Source organism: Bradyrhizobium sp. ISRA464 (assembly GCF_029910095.1).
GTDB lineage: Bacteria > Pseudomonadota > Alphaproteobacteria > Rhizobiales > Xanthobacteraceae > Bradyrhizobium.
Map to the genome: position 1 here is coordinate 3,012,956 of NZ_CP094526.1, position 14,906 is coordinate 3,027,861.

The window sequence follows — 14,906 nt, forward strand, 5'->3', positions numbered from 1 at the left end:
ATGCGCACCGGACGCCCGAAGGCGATGCTGACGATTTCCGGCGATGAACGCACACAGCTCACGGCCATAACACGGTCGCGCTCGCTCCCTGCGGCGCTGACGCTGCGAGCAAAGATCGTGCTTGCCTGCGAACGTGAGCCGAGCAACGCCCTCGTGGCGACGCGGCTTGGTATCGGCCCCCATACGATCGGCAAATGGCGCAATCGCTTCATCGCAAATCGCATCGAGGGTCTCTACGACGAGATGCGTACCGGCAGGCCTCGCACGGTTGCGGATGAGGCTGTGGCAGAGCTGATCACCAAGACACTCGCTCGCAAGCCCAAAGCCGCAACCCATTGGAGCGTGCGCGCCATCGCCCAAGAGACGGGAATTGCCAAAAGCACGGTTCATCGCCTGTTCCAACTCTTCGGTCTGCAGCCTCACCGTACCCGCAGTTTTAAACTCTCGACCGATCCCTTCTTTGTCGAGAAGTTGCGTGACGTCGTCGGGCTCTATCTCAATCCGCCTGATAAGGCTGTGGTGCTTTGCGTCGACGAGAAGAGCCAAATTCAGGCCCTCGAACGAACCCAGCCCATGCTTCCTATGGGGTTCGGCTACATCGAAGGTGTCACCCACGACTACCAGCGTCATGGCACGACCACCTTGTTCGCCGCCCTCAACGTGCTCGACGGCGAAATCATCGCTCAATGCAAACCCCGCCATCGCCACCCGGAGTTCCTCGCCTTCCTGCGTCACATCGAAGCTAACGTGCCGGACCAACTGGACATCCATCTAGTCGTTGACAACTACGCCACCCACAAGCATCCCAAGGTCAGGACCTGGCTCGCCCGCCGGCCGCGTTGGCACATTCACTTCACGCCAACCTACGCCTCCTGGCTCAACCAGGTCGAACGCTTCTTCGCGCTCATCACCCAACGCGCCATTCGGCGAGGATCGTTCGATTCCACCGCCGACCTCATCACAAAAATCGACCGCTTTATCCGCACCCACAATGCAAATTCACGTCCCTTCGTTTGGACCGCTACCGCGGATTCCATCCTCCAGAAACTCGCGCGACTTTGTCGACGAATTTCCCGGGACAGAACACTAGAGCGCGTCTCATAAATCGAGTTTGATTGGTGCGGCTTACGCGATGTCCGCCATGCCCCGATACCGACCAAACACCGCAGCGCAGCGAAGTGATGCGATGGGCCATGAGCCGACATCGCTCCAATCAAGCAGCGATACTTGTCAGGCTCCTTAGCGGCCGTAGGGGAAGCAGCGGTTGCGATTGAGTGTGAGACCGAAATGCGCTCCCAGCGCAGCGATGGCCGCGTCCTGCTGAGGATAAGGATCGGCATTGGATGCGGCAACGATGATGATCTGGAACCCGCCGCGATCCTTGCCACCCGGTGGCAGCATCGCTGTAGTCAGTGCATTGCCCTCCCTGTCGCGCAACGTGAGGAAAAGCGGCATCTCTCGCTGTACATGGGCCTCGAGGCCGATGTCGCGCTCGATCGCGTTGGGCCGCTCCGGACGCCAGGACTGGACCGCCTTCTCCCGCTCGCGGCGGAAATATTTCTCGACTGTGTGGCTCATCAGGCGCGACTCATGCACCGCTTCACCTTCCGTCTCGATACGGAACCAGGTCTTACCCTTCGGCGCGTCGCAAACATACTGCATTTCGCCCGTCCTGCGATCGCCGCAACTCTAGGGCGGCGGGCCTGCAAAGCCAATATGAAATTCGCTCCCGTGTATAACGCTGCACGATCGTATAATCGGAAGTTCGGCTGCAACACCGCGCGTAAAGAGATCGGGAACGAAATGCCTCGGCGCAACTTGGACGCATAAGGCCGTCGCTCGCCGTCAACTACACGGCGCATGTCGCGGATAGCCAAAGGTCCTACAACTGGACCCGGCGTTCTCAAATGCAAGCGCTCGCGCAGATAGCCAAAAGCGGCGGTCTCCAGTTCCATTGAATGGGCAGCTGTGCTCGCAGGCGGAAAGCCAGCGGGAGGGGCGGGCGCTTTTTTCGGTGCCGAAGGACACTTCGCTATGCCCCACCGCATTGACATAGACCACAAACACAGCCGAGCAATTATTGGAGTGATTGGCAAGGAACTGCGCGCGTCGCTGAAGCCTGAGCCGGAACAACCGGAGAGTCTCAGAGCGCAAATCGAACGGCTGCGGGAATTGGAGGAGCGCTCATCATTAATCGTTCCCACTGACGAGCAGCGACCAACTTTCTTGGCTCGGAAAAATCCCGGGAACTGGCTGGGAGATCAATATTCTATGGGCCGATGGCGAAACGGAAGTAATCAAGGGTTTTATTACGGAGCATGATGCGGTTAAGTGGGTTGCTGAGTACTCAAAGGCGTGGCAGCGAATTACGGATGACAAGCCATCCGAAACGCCCTAGCGATGCCGAACCAAGCTAGTCAGGTCGAGCCGGACCGCGATCTTACCAACGAGGCCAATACTGGACCAAGGTGCTCGGCGTGATATAGAGAGACCAAACCAGCTTCGACCGGAGAGCTTATCGAGAACGTTGGCCTGAAGCTGGAGGGACATCAAGCCCAATGCGGACGTGCTTTTTTAATCCAAGGCGACTGACCTAATCAGATTTTGAATGCTTGGCACAGCGCGGTTGTGATGAACGGCAAGCGAGATACCCAGCGCCAGATTGGCATGAAGGCGGGAACAATCTTGTTCGGCGGCTCTGGTATCGACTGTTTGGTCCGTAACATGTCAGTCGGCGGTGCGAATCTTGAAGTCGAAAGCCAAATCGGCATCCCCGGTTCATTTGATCTTGTTATTGAAGCCGAGCATAGTAACCACCGTTGTCACGTCGTTTGGCGGAAGGCACGCCGGATCGGCGTTGCATTTGATTAGCCATCATTTCAAGGGGCCGATGCGGCCTTGCCCCACAGCTTGCGGCAGGAGTGCGACGGCCGTGTTCTCGGCATCATCGGTGCGGTCGATGCTGGCGTAGATTTATGATCACGCCGATGACGCACCGCTGCCACATCCTGCACAAGTGAAGTGATTGCTAAGTCTGGGGTCGTGCGAGAACGGCAAGGCGGCGCCTGCCTACACTATCTACGACTTCAGCCGATCCACGGTTCCTGGATGCCGCGCGCCGGATCTGGTGGCTGGGTGATGGACAATCTCTCTACGACGTGCTGGGACCCGGGTTCACACTGATCCGGCGCGATCCAAGCATCGATGTCGGCCGTTTTACGGCGGCGGCAACGGATCGAGGCGTGCCGTTCAGCATTGTGGACATAAACGCAAATGAGGCGGAGACATCGCTTCGGGCCCAAGAGCCGACATCGTCACTTTTTGTTTTTGCAAGTGGTGCAAGCGAGACAGTACCGCCGTTTGCCTGAACAAGATGAAAGGGGGCAGCCTGAGGTGGCCTTAATTCCGCTAGCGGACGAAATCGAGAACAAGCTTAGCCCGCAGTACCGGGCCGTCGCCGTCGCGGACCTCGATTGACATTCGGTAGTTCGGACTGTCCTCGCCGAACCCCCGAGTGACATCCCTTGCTACGTCAGCGAGCGCCTGGGCGGCTTCATCTTGCGCTGCCTTTATGTCGGGAAATTCCACTCCCTCTTCATCAGAAGCGATGGCATCACCATCTCGTATGTCGAAATAGTCGAAATAATAGCGTTTCAGAGGCTGCGGAGAAAAACGGAGTCGCCGCTTGAACATGCGCCACTCCCTGCTTGTTTTGGCGGGAGCGCAACTGGCGTTCTCATCACCGTAGATGCCACGGGCCAAGGTGACAGCGGGCAAAGCTTCTGCAATCGAATTCGTTCCAAAAATAGGCTGCTTGCGAAGTTCAGCTTCGAGGTCAAACACGGAACGAGTGCTGACCCGATGTCCGGGTCGAGCCAGCAGCAAGTCCGGCAATATCCGCCATGCCCCAAAAGCGGAAGTGAATTCTGAGCATTGCCGCCTCCGCGACGGGCCGTTGTGGGTTGATGTACCGCCGCGACTCCCGAACCGGAGCCTCGGATCATGCGCTTCCGAAACTCAGTGACTAACCATGGGACAGGCTAAAGAAATCCGCGTCGCGCCGATCTCGAAGAAAGACGCCGACGCGCTGATCATTCGGCTGCATTACAGCCATAAGACCGTCAACAACGCCTTCCTCGCGCTCGGCGTCTTCATTGGCGGGCGGCTTGAAGGCGCGATGACGTTCGGCCCGTCGATGGACAAGAGCAACATCCTCGGGCTTGCGCGCGATACCGCATGGAATGGCTTTCTCGAATTGAACCGGCTGGCGTTCTCGGAGGCGCTGCCGCGCAATTCCGAAAGCCGCGCGCTCTCGATCGCGCTGCGGGTGATTCGGAAGCATTATCCGCACATCGAGTGGGTGATCTCGTTCGCCGATGGATGCCAGTGCGGGGATGGTACGATCTATCGCGCCGCCGGCTTCGTCCTCACCGGGATCAAGGCGAACAAGAGCCTATTACGGCTGCCGGACGGATCGGTGACGCACAAGATGACGCAAGTCACCGGGAAGAACCGCGCAAAGCATTTTGCGAAAACCGGGGGCTCATGGTCGGGCCAGGGCGAACCGCTCGACGGCTACCAGATGCGCTATATCTGTTTCCTCAATCCGGATGCGCGCGGGCGGCTGGTGCCACGCGTCATTCCGGGGCGACGCGTAGCGTCGGGTCCGGAATCCATTCATCCACGGAGCGCGTGGCAAAATGGATTTCGCGCCGGGCGCGGCGGATAACCGTCTCCACCATAACCTCTGGGTTATTGCTTGCGGCGGCCTGCTCCCGGACGATGCCGCCGCGAGGCGGCATTTGCCCGCAGCGCCCATATTTCGGGTTGACTCATCCATAGCTGGACAGTTATACGTAAATCCATAGCCAGCGGGTTATTGATTAATGTCTGAAGCTCACGACGTGCTGTTCAGAACGCTCGCCGATCCAACGCGGCGGGCCATTTTCGAGCGGCTGTGCCGCAACGGAGAGCAGACGGTCGGAGCTCTGACCCTGCATGCCGGCATCTCGCAGCCGGCCGTCTCGAAGCATCTCGGCGTGCTGAAGCAGGCCGGGCTGGTGCGGGACCGCCACGAGGGCCGCCAGACGCACTACAGCGCGCAGCTTGGTGCCCTGGCTCCGCTGATCGACTGGACCAGCCAGATGGCCGGCTTCTGGCAGAACCGGTTCGACCACCTCGAAGATCTCCTCAAAAGGATGGACCAATGACCATGCAAGCCACTGAAACGCGCTCCGCGATTGTCGAGCGTGAATTTCCTCATCCGCCGGAGAAGCTCTGGCGCGCGCTGACGCAACCGCATCTGATCGAGGAATGGCTCATGAAGAACGACTTCAAGCCTGTCGTCGGACACAGCTTCAATCTGCGCGGCGAGTGGGGCGGCGTGCTGGACTGCAAGGTGCTGGCCGTCGAGCCGAACCGGACGTTGGCCTACACCTGGAATTTCGCGCATGAAGACCCGGCTTACAATCTGGAGAGCGTGGTGACCTTTACGCTGACGCCGACGGCCAGCGGCACTCACCTGCGCGTGGAGCAGGCTGGCTTCCAGCCGCATCATAAGCAGGCCTTTGGCGGCGCTCACGCCGGATGGAAGCAGTTCCTTGGCAAGCTCGATGATCTCCTGGCCCGGGGAGACTGACGTTCGCCGCACAGAGTGAGCCGCCGCGTGGCTGCTCACCGATCCGCATCAGTTCGTCTCAGGAGGAGGTCTCATTGAACTGGAATAACTGGATTCGGCAGCTTCACCGCTGGCTGTCGATCGCCTTTACCTTGGCCGTCATCGTCAACATCGTCGCCATGATCCAACAGGTGCAAGCGCTCTGGATCGGATTGCTGGCGCTGTTCCCGCTCGTCTTCCTCTTGCTCACCGGCCTGTACATGTTCGCGCTGCCCTATGCCGCGAAGTGGCGCAGCGGATATGCCGTGAGCGGAGCGGTGCGAACCGAATAGCGGCGCGATATCGAGGGCGGCGGCGAAGATCACACGAGACATGTCGCCGCTCTCGACTTTTGCCTCGACCCCGGTATCACGGTTATGGTTGCATGACGCGGGACCACACCACGAGGCATGAATGACCCCATCGGAACGCATCGACCGGATGATCGCGGAGCTCACGGATTGGCGCGGCAAGACGTTTGCCAGCATGCGCAAGGCCATCCTCGCGGCCGACCCTGAGATCACAGAGGAATGGAAGTGGATGGGAAGCCCGGTGTGGTATCGCGACGGGATCATCGCGGTCGCCAATGCCCACAAGGGCAAGGTGAAGCTGACCTTCATGTACGGCGCGAGCCTTCCCGATCCCGACAAGCTCTTCAACGCCGGGCTGGAAGGCAATGCGCGGCGCGCGATCGATTTCCTCGAGGGCGACAAGATCAACGACCGCGCGTTGAAGAACCTGATCCGCGCCGCGATCGCGTTCAATCAGGCGAAGTCGAAGAAGCCGGCAAAGAAGGCCGCTGCGGGCGCTCGCGCGCCGGCGCGGAAGAAGGGGTGAGGCTTCCGGCTGAGATCGACGTCATCGGCGCGCGGCAGGAAGGTTTTTGCCAGGGTGAAGTTTGCCCGGTCGCGGCCGCGCAAAAGCATGCGCGCAACCCGCACGCGCCCTCGCTTGCGTTGCCGGCGGTCACGCCATCGTATGCACGATCACCGGACCCGCGACCGCGGAGGCTTGCCCGACCAGCAACGGACCGAGATTGTCGTCGATCCAGGCCAGCGCGCGACGGTTGGCCTCCTCGGCGCCGGCGTGGTTGTTGAAGACGCTGATCGCGGTGACCGTGTCGTCGCCGGCATAGACCACGTAATAGGCCATGAAGCCTTCGACGTCGCTGATGATCGGGATCGCGCCCTCCTTGATCCGGCGCGCGAGTTCTTCGGCGGTACCGGCCTTCGCCTTGGCCTGACGGATGGCGGCATACATGGAATCCTCCTTCCGGCTGCATCGATCGGGCTGCGCTTCGCGCATGCGCGATCGTACGCCTGCCCGGACGGAGACGCCATCGGCATCGGGGCGGGGATCAGCCGAAACGCTTGCTTGCGAACGGATTTGCCGTGCGGCGGTCGGATGGGAGCTTCGGCAGCCTAGTCACATCAGTCCGCACCGGCGTGGATTTCTTCGGGCCGGGCGCGGGCGGCGGCTCCTGCTGCTGCAGGAATAGCGTCGCCTCGAAGCGCACGCCGGGCGCCTGCTTGGCCGTGCCCGAGCAGACCGCCCGGTTGCCGCGGATCGTGCCGACCAGCTGCGCCTCGACCTCGTCGCAACCGAAAACGGTGGTCGGGCCGTCGGCATAGCGGCGGGTCGTCAACGTCGCCGTGAAGCGGTCGTTGTCGACCTCATAGGATCCGCCGTAAGCGAACATGCTGTCGCCGCCGGAGATCTTGCCGTTTGTGAGATAGACTATCCCGGTGCCTTCGCCGCGCGGCGTCCGGAACCACGCCGCATATTGACCGTCTCTGATCATGGCTGTCGAACTGCAACCCCTGCGTGGTCGTCTAGCTACGTTGCAATCGAGCGAACGGCTACTGCGCTCTGTGGCGAAGGTTAATGAACCGAGAAGGCGGCGACGCAACTTGTTGGAGTGCGGAAAAGCCGCGGCCTCCGTCAGGGGAGCTAACGGAGGCCGCGTTGGTACACCGCGCCGCGCCTAGGTTCGCGACGTGATGTGGGAGCTCATGAAAGAGGTCAGAACGGCAGCAGCACGTCGAGGACCTGTTGACCGTAGCGTGGTTGTTGCACGTCGGTGATCTGGCCGCGGCCGCCATAGGCGATGCGGGCCTGCGCGATCTTCGAGGAGTCGATGGTGTTGTCGCTCTGGATGTCCTCCGGGCGGACGATGCCGGCCACGATCAGCTCGCGGATCTCGTAGTTGACGCGGATCTCCTGCTTGCCTTCGACCACGAGGTTGCCGTTCGGCAGCACCTGGGTGACAACAGCGGCGACGTTGGTCTGCAGTGCTTCCTGGCGGTTCACCGAACCCTTGCCGTCGCTGTTGGACGACGAATCGGCGGTGAGGATGCGGCCGGGCAGGATCTTGTTCGCCTGCGTGATGGTCTGCGAGCCCAGGAAGTTGGTGACGCCGGAGTCTTCCGTATTGGTGCGGCTGCGCTGCGTCTCGTTGGCGATCGCGGCCTTGTCGGTGAAGTTCACGGTGACGGTCAGGATGTCGCCGACGCGCGAGGCGCGCTGATCCTTGAAGAAGGCCCTGGAGCCGCTTCGCCACAGCGAGTTCGGGCTGTAAGAGGCGACCTCGGGCTTCGGCATCGGCATCTGCACCGGCTTGTAGCCGGGCTGCGTGGTCGGATTGTCGATCGACGACAGCTTCGGCTGCTCGCCGATCTGGGAGAGCCGGTCGATCGACGAACAACCGCTGGCGATGGTGCCAAGTGCGAGCAGGGCGCCGGTCAGGACAAGGCGGTTGATACGATACCAGGACATGAACTTTACTCGGCGTTTGGAGCGACTGAACTGAGCTTGATCGGGGCTGACGTTGGCTCGGTGGCATCGGCGACCGGCGCCGGACGCGGCGTCGCAACCGTGATCGAGACCTCGCCGCGGCCGGTGACGACGCCGGAGATGACGCGCTTGGACTGCAAATTCATCACGCTGACGACGTCGCCCTCGGCGCCGTTGTCCATCGCCTTGCCGCGGATCGTGAGGTAGAGGCCGCCGTTCTGATAGACCAGCGTGACGTTCTGGTCGCGGGTGACGAGATCGGGCTTGGCGAGGTCGGTGACGCGCAGCGCGCGGCCGGCGCCGATCTGACGGCGGGCCTGCATGCCGACCGCGCTGTCGCGCACCGCGGCATCGCTGCCGACTTCGGCCTTCGGGCGGCGTTCGACCACCACATCGGAGGCCTTCAGCACGTCGCCGCGCTCGACGCTGCGGGTCAGGATGACGGCTTCGACGGTTTCGATTGCGGTGCCGGTGAAGCGCAGCTTGACCGGCGCGGTGCCACCGCCGTTGCCGATCTCGAAGGTGACGTCGAAGCGCGTGCTGCGCGGGTCGTAGCGCACGGCGACGGGCTGCAACGCGCCGGTGTTGGTGGCTTCGAGCCTGATGTCGCCGGGATCGCGGTCGAAGGTCAGGGCGATGTCGGCGGCGTTGCCGAGGCCGTGGCGGCGCTCGAGCGCGCGCGCCACCTGCTGCTCGATCTCCTTGCTGTCGATGGTGCGCGCCAGCCGGGTGACGGTGACTTCCTTCAGATCGCGGGTGTCGACGCCGATGATCTGGCGCGCGCGCAGCGTGGTCAGCACTTGCGCCACCGGCAGCGTGCCGGTGGTGCCGAGATCGGGCGCGCGATAGACCGCGATCGAGGCGGCGCTGCCGGCATTGTCGACGAGGTCGCCGACCCGCACGATGTCGTCCGCGACCGTGACGCTGGCGCGCAGCGTCGGCACCGCGATGGTCTCGCTTTGGCTTTGCGCGATTGACGCCGTCGCGGTGACTGCGAGCAGCGCGGCGGCGAGGAGCGAACGGGCGATCATCGACATCATTCTCAGCGGAACAGGTTGGAGGTCGACTGCATCATCTGGTCGGCCGCGGAGATCACCTTGGAGTTCATCTCGTAGGCGCGCTGTGCGGCGATCAGATTGGAGATTTCCGAGACCACCTCGACGTTGGCCTGCTCGAGGTTGCCTTGCTGCATGTCGCCGTAGCCGTCGGTGTTGGCGGTGCCATCCTGCGGCTGGCCGGACGCCGGGGTCTCCGTGAACAAATTGTCGCCGATCGGGTTCAGCCCGGCCTTGTTGATGAAGCGCGTCAGGCCGATCTGGCCGATCGTGGTCGAGGCGGTCTGGCCGGGCAGCGTCACCGAGACCTGGCCCTGGGTGTTAATGGTGATGCCGGAGGCGTTCTGCGGGATCGTGATCGTCGGCTGCACCGGGTTGCCCTGGGCGTTGACGATGCGGCCCTGGTTGTCCATCTGGAACGAGCCGTCGCGGGTGTAGGTGAAGGTGCCGTCCGGCATCAGGATCTTGAAGAAGCCTTCGCCGCGGATCGCGATGTCGAGATCGTTGCCGGTCGGCGACAGCGTGCCCTGGGTCATCATCCGCGGCGTGCCGACGGTCTTGACGCCGCCGCCGAGATCGATGCCGACAGGCAGGATAGTGTTCTGCTGCGAGGCCTGCGCGCCGACCCGGCGCACATGATCGTAGATCAGGTCCTGAAACGCGGCGCGCTGCTTCTTGTAGCCGGTGGTTTGCAGGTTCGCGATGTTGTTGGAGATCACCTGGACGTTGAGTTCCTGGGCGGCCATCCCGGTCGCAGCGGTGTAGAGTGCGCGCATGGATCAGCCTCCGATCAGGTCGGCACGTCGGCGAGCTTTTCGATCGCCGATTTATGCAGGTCGCTCTGCTGCTGCAGCAGCGAGGCGATTTGGGTGTAGGTCCGCGTGATCTCGATCATGCGGCTCATCTCGGTGACGGAATTGACGTTGGACTTCTCGATGAAGCCCTGGCGCAGCACCGATTTGGTATCGACCACCGGCGCGGCGCCTTCGCCCGGCGCGTAGAGGTTGGAGCCTTCCTTCAGCAGGCGCTGCGCCTCCGGGAACGACACCAGGCGCAGCCGGCCGCGCACCGAATCGAGGGTGGAGGTGCCCTCGATCACGGTGATGTTGCCGTCGGGGGCGATGCTGATGTCGTGGTCGGTCTGCTGGAAGGTGATCGGGCCGGAGCTGCCGAGCACCTGGTAGCCGTCGGCGGTGACGAGCTGACCCTGGTTGTTGATCTGCAAATTGCCGTCGCGGGTGTAGCGTTCGCCGCCGGGCGTCTGCACGACGAGGAACGCGCTGCCGTCGATCGCGACGTCGAGCGGATTCTTGGTCTGCTCGGTCGAGCCCTGCGAGAAATCGTGGTACGTCGCGCGGTCCTGCACGAAGGAGACGCGGCGGTCGTTGCCGGCGAAATTGTTCTCGCGCGCGCTCGACGACAGGTATTCCTGGAACAAGGACCGATCGGCCTTGTAGCCGTTCGTGTTCATATTCGCGATGTTGTTGGCAACGACGTCGATCTGCCGTTCCAGCACCATCTGCTTCGATAGTCCGATCAGAAGCGTGTTCTGCATCGGCGGTTCTCCCCTGTGAGGTGATCCGTTGCAGAGGCTCTCCCAAGCCTTCACCCCGGACCGTCGTTAACCTTTGGGCTCTCCCAAACCCGTGGGTTACGCCAATCTCTCAGCGAAAGCCGTGCCAACTCGAAATATGATGATGTTTGAATGGGTTAGATATTCCGCCAGGCCTCGAGAGGGGCGGCAGAAAGGTCTTGTTGACCATTCTTGCCCGGCAGTTTTTTCCTAGTTGAGGGGTAATCCTAAGCTTCCGTTAACCATTATTACCCTAGCGTTGCCGGCATTGGGGCGCGTGTGCACCGGCGGCATTTGTATCGCGTCTTCAGGCCAAGGCTGGTGGCAATCGCGTTCGCATCATTCAATTGAAGCGAGCGGACGATGGCGGACGAGGACAAGACGGAAGGCGGCGAGGGCGCGGCCGCTTCCAAGAAGGGCAAGCTCAAGCTGATCATTGCCGCCGTCGGTTTCCTCGTCATCGTCGGTGCCGGCGCGGCCGGATGGTTCTTCTTCATGCGCGGCCATGGCGACGAGCAGCACGCCGCGGCGGCGCCGCCGAAGCCGCCGTCCTTCGTCGACGTTCCCGACATGCTGGTCAACCTGGTCGGCGCACCGGGCGAGCGCGTGCAATATCTGAAACTGAAGCTCGTGCTCGAAGTGAAGGAAGAGAAGCAGGCCGAGGCCATCAAGCCGTCGCTGCCGCGCGTCACCGACCTGTTCCAGACCTATATGCGCGAGCTGCGCCCGAGCGACCTCAACGGCTCCGCCGGCCTGTTCCGCCTCAAGGAAGAGTTGACCAAGCGCGTCAATCTGGCACTCGCACCCAACCACGTGAACGCGGTGCTGTTCAAGGAAGTCGTGATCCAGTGACAGGGCGGATGTAAAGCCATGGCCGGCAACGACCAGATGGACCAGGACGCCATTGCGGCGCAGTGGGAAGCCTCGCTCGATTCCGAGGATCCCGTCGCCGCGGCGGCGGAGGCTGCCAAGAACGAGCTCACCGAGAGCATGGCGCTGCAATGGGCGGCCATGGTCGAGGACGGCAGCCGCGACTTCGGCAGCAGGAACACCAACGGCGAGCGCGTCTTGTCGCAGGAGGAGATCGACAACCTCCTCGGCTTCACCGTCGGCGACGTCAACGTTGACGATCATTCCGGCATCCGCGCCATCATCGATTCCGCGATGGTGTCCTACGAGCGCCTGCCGATGCTCGAAATCGTGTTCGACCGCCTGGTGCGGTTGATGACGACGAGCTTGCGCAACTTCACCTCCGACAATGTCGAAGTCTCACTCGACCGCATCACCTCGGTGCGCTTCGGCGACTACATGAACTCGATCCCGCTGCCGGCGGTGCTCTCGGTGTTCAAGGCGGAGGAGTGGGAGAATTTCGGTCTCGCCACCGTCGATTCCAGCTTGATCTATTCGATGATCGACGTGCTGCTTGGCGGCCGCCGCGGCCAGACGCAACTGCGGATCGAGGGCCGGCCCTACACCACGATCGAGACCAACCTGGTCAAGCGGCTGGTCGAGGTGGTGCTGGCCGATGCCGAGCAGGCGTTCCGGCCGCTGTCGCCTGTGACCTTCACCATCGACCGGCTCGAGACCAATCCGCGCTTCGCCGCGATCAGCCGTCCGGCCAACGCCGCGATCCTGGTGCGCCTGCGCATCGACATGGAAGACCGCGGCGGCAACATCGAATTGCTGCTGCCTTATGCGACCATCGAGCCGATCCGCAACGTCCTGTTGCAGATGTTCATGGGCGAAAAGTTCGGCCGCGACCCGATCTGGGAAGGCCATTTCGCCACCGAGGTGGCGCAGGCCGAGATCTCGGTCGACGCCGTGCTCTACGAGGCCGACATTCCGCTAAAGCAATTGATGCGGCTCAAGGTCGGCGACACGCTGCCGCTCGAGATCCGCGCCGACTCCCTGGTGTCGGTGCGCTGCGGCAACGTCACCCTGACGGAAGGGCGGATGGGCCGCGTCGGCGACCGCGTCGCGATCCGCGTCACCAAGAATTTGCGCAAGCCGCAGACCACCTTCGCGATGTTCGAGAAGGCGGACGAGCAGACCAAAATGATGGAGGCACCATGAGTCATGTGCTTGGACTAGCGATCGAGAGCCTGGTGGCCGTGCTTCTGATGCTGACGATCGGCTATTGCTGGCTGCTCAACAAGCGCCTGCAGCGGCTGAAGGCGGACGAGCATTCGCTGAAGGCGACGATCGCCGAACTGATCACCGCGACTGAGATCGCCGAGCGGGCGATCGGCGGGCTCAAGCACGCGGTGCGCGACGTCAACGAGAATCTCGGCAACCAGCTCGACGCGGCGACGCAGATGTCGATGCAGTTGAAGAACCAGCTTGCCGAAGGTGATCACGTGGTGCGCCGCCTGTCCAAGATCGCGCTCGCCGCGCGGCCGTCGGCGCCAGCGCCGGCGGCACCGGTACAGGCGCCCGCACCCGTCGCACCGGCCCCGCGCGTCTCCGCCGCGCGCGCCGTCGCCGCGGCCGCCGAGGCCTTCACCGAGCGCAGGAGGGCCGGCGGCCTCGCTGCATGAAGTCGTTCCGTGACATCAGAGTGATGCCCGTCGTGCTGGTCGCGGTCTTCGGCCTGATGGTGCTGAAGATCGCCGGCCTTGTGCTCGATGGTGGCTATGTCTTCGATGATGCTCCGCAGCCGGCGGGGCAATCGTGGGCTCAGCAGAACTTCAACTTCCCCGGCGGCAGCAAGGTCGCTGCCGACAACAAGGTCAAGGGCGATCCCTCCGATATCACGGGATCGGTCGAGAACAAGGAGACCAAGAAGGACGAGGCGCCGAAGCCCGCAGCTCCCGCGGCGGCGCCGCCCAAGCCCGACGGTGTGGCGGTCAACATGGATCAACCCGCGCCGGTGTCGGCGACGGAGCGCGCGATCCTGGAACGGCTGCAGTCGCGCCGCCAGGAACTCGATCAGCGCGCGCGCGAGGTCGAGATCCGCGAAAGCCTGTTGAAGGCGGCCGAGAAGCGCATCGAGGCCAAGGTCGAGGAGGCCAAGGCCAACGACGCCAAGGCGAACGCCGACGCGGTGGCGAAGGCCGCGGCCGAGGCCGCCCGTTTCAAGGGCATCGTCACCATGTATGAGAACATGAAGCCGAAGGACGCCGCCAAGGTGTTCGACCGGCTGGACATGGGCGTGCTCTATCAGATCGCCTCGCAGATCCAGCCGCGCAAGATGTCCGATATCCTCGGCCAGATGCAGCCGGAGGCCGCCGAGCGCCTCACGGTCGAACTCGCCCGCCGCGCCAGCGGTGACACCTCGGCAGCGGCTGACGATCTTCCCAAGATCGAAGGCAGGTTGCTGACACCGAAGACGAATTGACTGACGACGTAGCTCTTCCGTCTATCAACAGCGGCTCGCAAGAAATCTAACCCCGGTTGCCAACCGCGATCGCCTCGTTACGCTGGCTCAGGCTGTCAACGCTTTCCTAGCAGCCTGAGCGAGAAAGCCCGAGCGAGTGAATCCCTCTTGTTCGGCACGACGATCAATCTCGTTGAGTATGTCGGACGGAAGAGTGATGTTGACACGAACACTCTTCACGCCCTCCGACGGGGCCGGAATGAGCACGGCTACGCCATCTCGATTTTCGACATCGGCCATGATCTCCTCGAGAGAGGAAGGCTCAGGCACGGCTTCACCGTCTTCGGCCAAACCTTCTAGATGGAGGGCCAAGGCTTCCGCGGCCATCGTGCGCGCGTCGTCCAGATCAGTACCCGCAGTGATGACGCCAGGTAGATCGGGAAACGAGACGCCGTAATCGCTGTCGGCGTCCTTATGGATCAGGGCAATGTAGTGTCGCATGGTTTCCCTCCT

At 62.5% G+C, this 14,906-nt stretch carries 20 protein-coding genes; 11 read left to right on the plus strand and 9 right to left on the minus strand.

Annotated features, from left to right (window positions below):
- Positions 1-1,104 carry an IS630 family transposase gene (locus tag MTX19_RS13850; RefSeq protein ID WP_280984074.1) on the plus strand — a complete coding sequence of 368 codons (1,104 nt, stop codon included), beginning with the start codon at positions 1-3 and terminating at the stop codon, positions 1,102-1,104.
- 135 nt (positions 1,105-1,239) lie between these two features.
- On the opposite strand, the gene MTX19_RS13855 is transcribed toward MTX19_RS13850, so the two are convergent.
- Positions 1,240-1,662, minus strand: coding sequence for a hypothetical protein (locus MTX19_RS13855; RefSeq protein WP_280984075.1), 423 nt, complete (start codon positions 1,660-1,662; stop codon positions 1,240-1,242).
- A 969-nt stretch (positions 1,663-2,631) separates the two neighbouring features.
- Between MTX19_RS13855 and MTX19_RS13860 the strand changes: the two genes are divergently transcribed.
- Entirely contained in the window at positions 2,632-2,871 is a 240-nt protein-coding gene (locus tag MTX19_RS13860) for a PilZ domain-containing protein (RefSeq protein WP_280984076.1), read from the plus strand.
- A 537-nt stretch (positions 2,872-3,408) separates the two neighbouring features.
- Here MTX19_RS13860 and MTX19_RS13865 read toward each other — a convergent pair.
- Entirely contained in the window at positions 3,409-3,843 is a 435-nt protein-coding gene (locus MTX19_RS13865; protein ID WP_348638290.1) for a hypothetical protein, read from the minus strand.
- A gap of 187 nt (positions 3,844-4,030) precedes the next feature.
- Between MTX19_RS13865 and MTX19_RS13870 the strand changes: the two genes are divergently transcribed.
- The 5 genes from MTX19_RS13870 to MTX19_RS13890 all read left to right on the plus strand — a co-directional run bounded on the left by MTX19_RS13870 (position 4,031) and on the right by MTX19_RS13890 (position 6,493).
- Positions 4,031-4,729 (plus strand): hypothetical protein, encoded by a 699-nt coding sequence (locus tag MTX19_RS13870; protein WP_280984077.1) that lies wholly within the window; start codon positions 4,031-4,033, stop codon positions 4,727-4,729.
- A gap of 157 nt (positions 4,730-4,886) precedes the next feature.
- Entirely contained in the window at positions 4,887-5,210 is a 324-nt protein-coding gene (locus tag MTX19_RS13875; RefSeq protein WP_280984078.1) for a metalloregulator ArsR/SmtB family transcription factor, read from the plus strand.
- A complete protein-coding gene (locus MTX19_RS13880) occupies positions 5,207-5,638 on the plus strand; it encodes an SRPBCC domain-containing protein (protein ID WP_280984079.1) in 432 nt (143 codons plus the stop codon). The genes MTX19_RS13875 and MTX19_RS13880 overlap by 4 nt, the downstream gene beginning before the upstream one ends.
- A 74-nt stretch (positions 5,639-5,712) precedes the next feature.
- The gene (locus MTX19_RS13885; RefSeq protein ID WP_280984080.1) at positions 5,713-5,949 is read left to right on the plus strand and encodes a hypothetical protein; all 237 of its coding nucleotides are present in this window, start codon (positions 5,713-5,715) and stop codon (positions 5,947-5,949) included.
- Between the two features lie 121 nt (positions 5,950-6,070).
- Positions 6,071-6,493 carry a DUF1801 domain-containing protein gene (locus MTX19_RS13890; RefSeq protein WP_280984081.1) on the plus strand — a complete coding sequence of 141 codons (423 nt, stop codon included), beginning with the start codon at positions 6,071-6,073 and terminating at the stop codon, positions 6,491-6,493.
- A 129-nt stretch (positions 6,494-6,622) separates the two neighbouring features.
- Here MTX19_RS13890 and MTX19_RS13895 read toward each other — a convergent pair whose 3' ends face one another.
- The 6 genes from MTX19_RS13895 to flgF all read right to left on the minus strand — a co-directional run bounded on the left by MTX19_RS13895 (position 6,623) and on the right by flgF (position 11,059).
- Positions 6,623-6,916 (minus strand): antibiotic biosynthesis monooxygenase, encoded by a 294-nt coding sequence (locus MTX19_RS13895; RefSeq protein WP_280976967.1) that lies wholly within the window; start codon positions 6,914-6,916, stop codon positions 6,623-6,625.
- A gap of 97 nt (positions 6,917-7,013) precedes the next feature.
- Positions 7,014-7,457 carry a hypothetical protein gene (locus MTX19_RS13900; RefSeq protein ID WP_280984082.1) on the minus strand — a complete coding sequence of 148 codons (444 nt, stop codon included), beginning with the start codon at positions 7,455-7,457 and terminating at the stop codon, positions 7,014-7,016.
- Positions 7,458-7,678: 221 nt separating this feature from the next.
- A complete protein-coding gene (flgH, locus tag MTX19_RS13905; protein ID WP_280984083.1) occupies positions 7,679-8,431 on the minus strand; it encodes a flagellar basal body L-ring protein FlgH in 753 nt (250 codons plus the stop codon).
- A gap of 5 nt (positions 8,432-8,436) precedes the next feature.
- Positions 8,437-9,489: a flagellar basal body P-ring formation chaperone FlgA gene (gene flgA / locus MTX19_RS13910; RefSeq protein ID WP_280984084.1), complete on the minus strand. Its 1,053-nt coding sequence runs from the start codon at positions 9,487-9,489 to the stop codon at positions 8,437-8,439.
- 2 nt (positions 9,490-9,491) lie between these two features.
- Positions 9,492-10,280, minus strand: a complete 789-nt coding sequence (gene flgG, locus MTX19_RS13915; protein ID WP_280976972.1) for a flagellar basal-body rod protein FlgG — start codon at positions 10,278-10,280, stop codon at positions 9,492-9,494.
- Between the two features lie 14 nt (positions 10,281-10,294).
- On the minus strand, positions 10,295-11,059 hold the full coding sequence (gene flgF / locus MTX19_RS13920) for a flagellar basal-body rod protein FlgF (protein ID WP_280984085.1): 765 nt from the start codon (positions 11,057-11,059) through the stop codon (positions 10,295-10,297).
- 381 nt (positions 11,060-11,440) lie between these two features.
- Here flgF and fliL point away from each other — a divergent pair, with 381 nt between their 5' ends.
- The 4 genes from fliL to MTX19_RS13940 are packed head-to-tail and all read left to right on the plus strand — an operon-like array spanning position 11,441 to position 14,414.
- Entirely contained in the window at positions 11,441-11,929 is a 489-nt protein-coding gene (gene fliL / locus MTX19_RS13925) for a flagellar basal body-associated protein FliL (protein WP_280984086.1), read from the plus strand.
- Between the two features lie 18 nt (positions 11,930-11,947).
- Positions 11,948-13,150, plus strand: coding sequence for a flagellar motor switch protein FliM (gene fliM / locus MTX19_RS13930; protein ID WP_280976975.1), 1,203 nt, complete (start codon positions 11,948-11,950; stop codon positions 13,148-13,150).
- A complete protein-coding gene (locus tag MTX19_RS13935) occupies positions 13,147-13,614 on the plus strand; it encodes a DUF6468 domain-containing protein (RefSeq protein WP_280976976.1) in 468 nt (155 codons plus the stop codon). Before fliM ends, MTX19_RS13935 begins: the two co-directional genes overlap by 4 nt.
- Positions 13,611-14,414 carry a flagellar protein FlbB gene (locus tag MTX19_RS13940; protein WP_280984087.1) on the plus strand — a complete coding sequence of 268 codons (804 nt, stop codon included), beginning with the start codon at positions 13,611-13,613 and terminating at the stop codon, positions 14,412-14,414. Before MTX19_RS13935 ends, MTX19_RS13940 begins: the two co-directional genes overlap by 4 nt.
- An 87-nt stretch (positions 14,415-14,501) precedes the next feature.
- On the opposite strand, the gene MTX19_RS13945 is transcribed toward MTX19_RS13940, so the two are convergent.
- Complete coding sequence (locus MTX19_RS13945; protein ID WP_280984088.1) at positions 14,502-14,894, minus strand: type II toxin-antitoxin system HicB family antitoxin; 393 nt, start codon at positions 14,892-14,894, stop codon at positions 14,502-14,504.
- Positions 14,895-14,906 lie beyond the last annotated feature (12 nt).

Excerpts from the sequence above, each read along its gene's own strand:
- fliL (WP_280984086.1), top strand. The coding sequence starts at position 11,441 with ATGGCGGACGAGGACAAGACGGAAGGCGGCGAGGGCGCGGCCGCTTCC.
- MTX19_RS13895 (WP_280976967.1), bottom strand. The coding sequence starts at position 6,916 with ATGTATGCCGCCATCCGTCAGGCCAAGGCGAAGGCCGGTACCGCCGAA.
- fliM (WP_280976975.1), top strand. The coding sequence starts at position 11,948 with ATGGCCGGCAACGACCAGATGGACCAGGACGCCATTGCGGCGCAGTGG.
- flgG (WP_280976972.1), bottom strand. The coding sequence starts at position 10,280 with ATGCGCGCACTCTACACCGCTGCGACCGGGATGGCCGCCCAGGAACTC.
- MTX19_RS13850 (WP_280984074.1), top strand. The coding sequence starts at position 1 with ATGCGCACCGGACGCCCGAAGGCGATGCTGACGATTTCCGGCGATGAA.
- flgF (WP_280984085.1), bottom strand. The coding sequence starts at position 11,059 with ATGCAGAACACGCTTCTGATCGGACTATCGAAGCAGATGGTGCTGGAA.
- MTX19_RS13860 (WP_280984076.1), top strand. The coding sequence starts at position 2,632 with ATGAACGGCAAGCGAGATACCCAGCGCCAGATTGGCATGAAGGCGGGA.
- MTX19_RS13875 (WP_280984078.1), top strand. The coding sequence starts at position 4,887 with ATGTCTGAAGCTCACGACGTGCTGTTCAGAACGCTCGCCGATCCAACG.
- MTX19_RS13945 (WP_280984088.1), bottom strand. The coding sequence starts at position 14,894 with ATGCGACACTACATTGCCCTGATCCATAAGGACGCCGACAGCGATTAC.
- flgH (WP_280984083.1), bottom strand. The coding sequence starts at position 8,431 with ATGTCCTGGTATCGTATCAACCGCCTTGTCCTGACCGGCGCCCTGCTC.
- MTX19_RS13940 (WP_280984087.1), top strand. The coding sequence starts at position 13,611 with ATGAAGTCGTTCCGTGACATCAGAGTGATGCCCGTCGTGCTGGTCGCG.
- MTX19_RS13880 (WP_280984079.1), top strand. The coding sequence starts at position 5,207 with ATGACCATGCAAGCCACTGAAACGCGCTCCGCGATTGTCGAGCGTGAA.
- flgA (WP_280984084.1), bottom strand. The coding sequence starts at position 9,489 with ATGATGTCGATGATCGCCCGTTCGCTCCTCGCCGCCGCGCTGCTCGCA.
- MTX19_RS13870 (WP_280984077.1), top strand. The coding sequence starts at position 4,031 with ATGGGACAGGCTAAAGAAATCCGCGTCGCGCCGATCTCGAAGAAAGAC.
- MTX19_RS13855 (WP_280984075.1), bottom strand. The coding sequence starts at position 1,662 with ATGCAGTATGTTTGCGACGCGCCGAAGGGTAAGACCTGGTTCCGTATC.
- MTX19_RS13900 (WP_280984082.1), bottom strand. The coding sequence starts at position 7,457 with ATGATCAGAGACGGTCAATATGCGGCGTGGTTCCGGACGCCGCGCGGC.
- MTX19_RS13890 (WP_280984081.1), top strand. The coding sequence starts at position 6,071 with ATGACCCCATCGGAACGCATCGACCGGATGATCGCGGAGCTCACGGAT.
- MTX19_RS13935 (WP_280976976.1), top strand. The coding sequence starts at position 13,147 with ATGAGTCATGTGCTTGGACTAGCGATCGAGAGCCTGGTGGCCGTGCTT.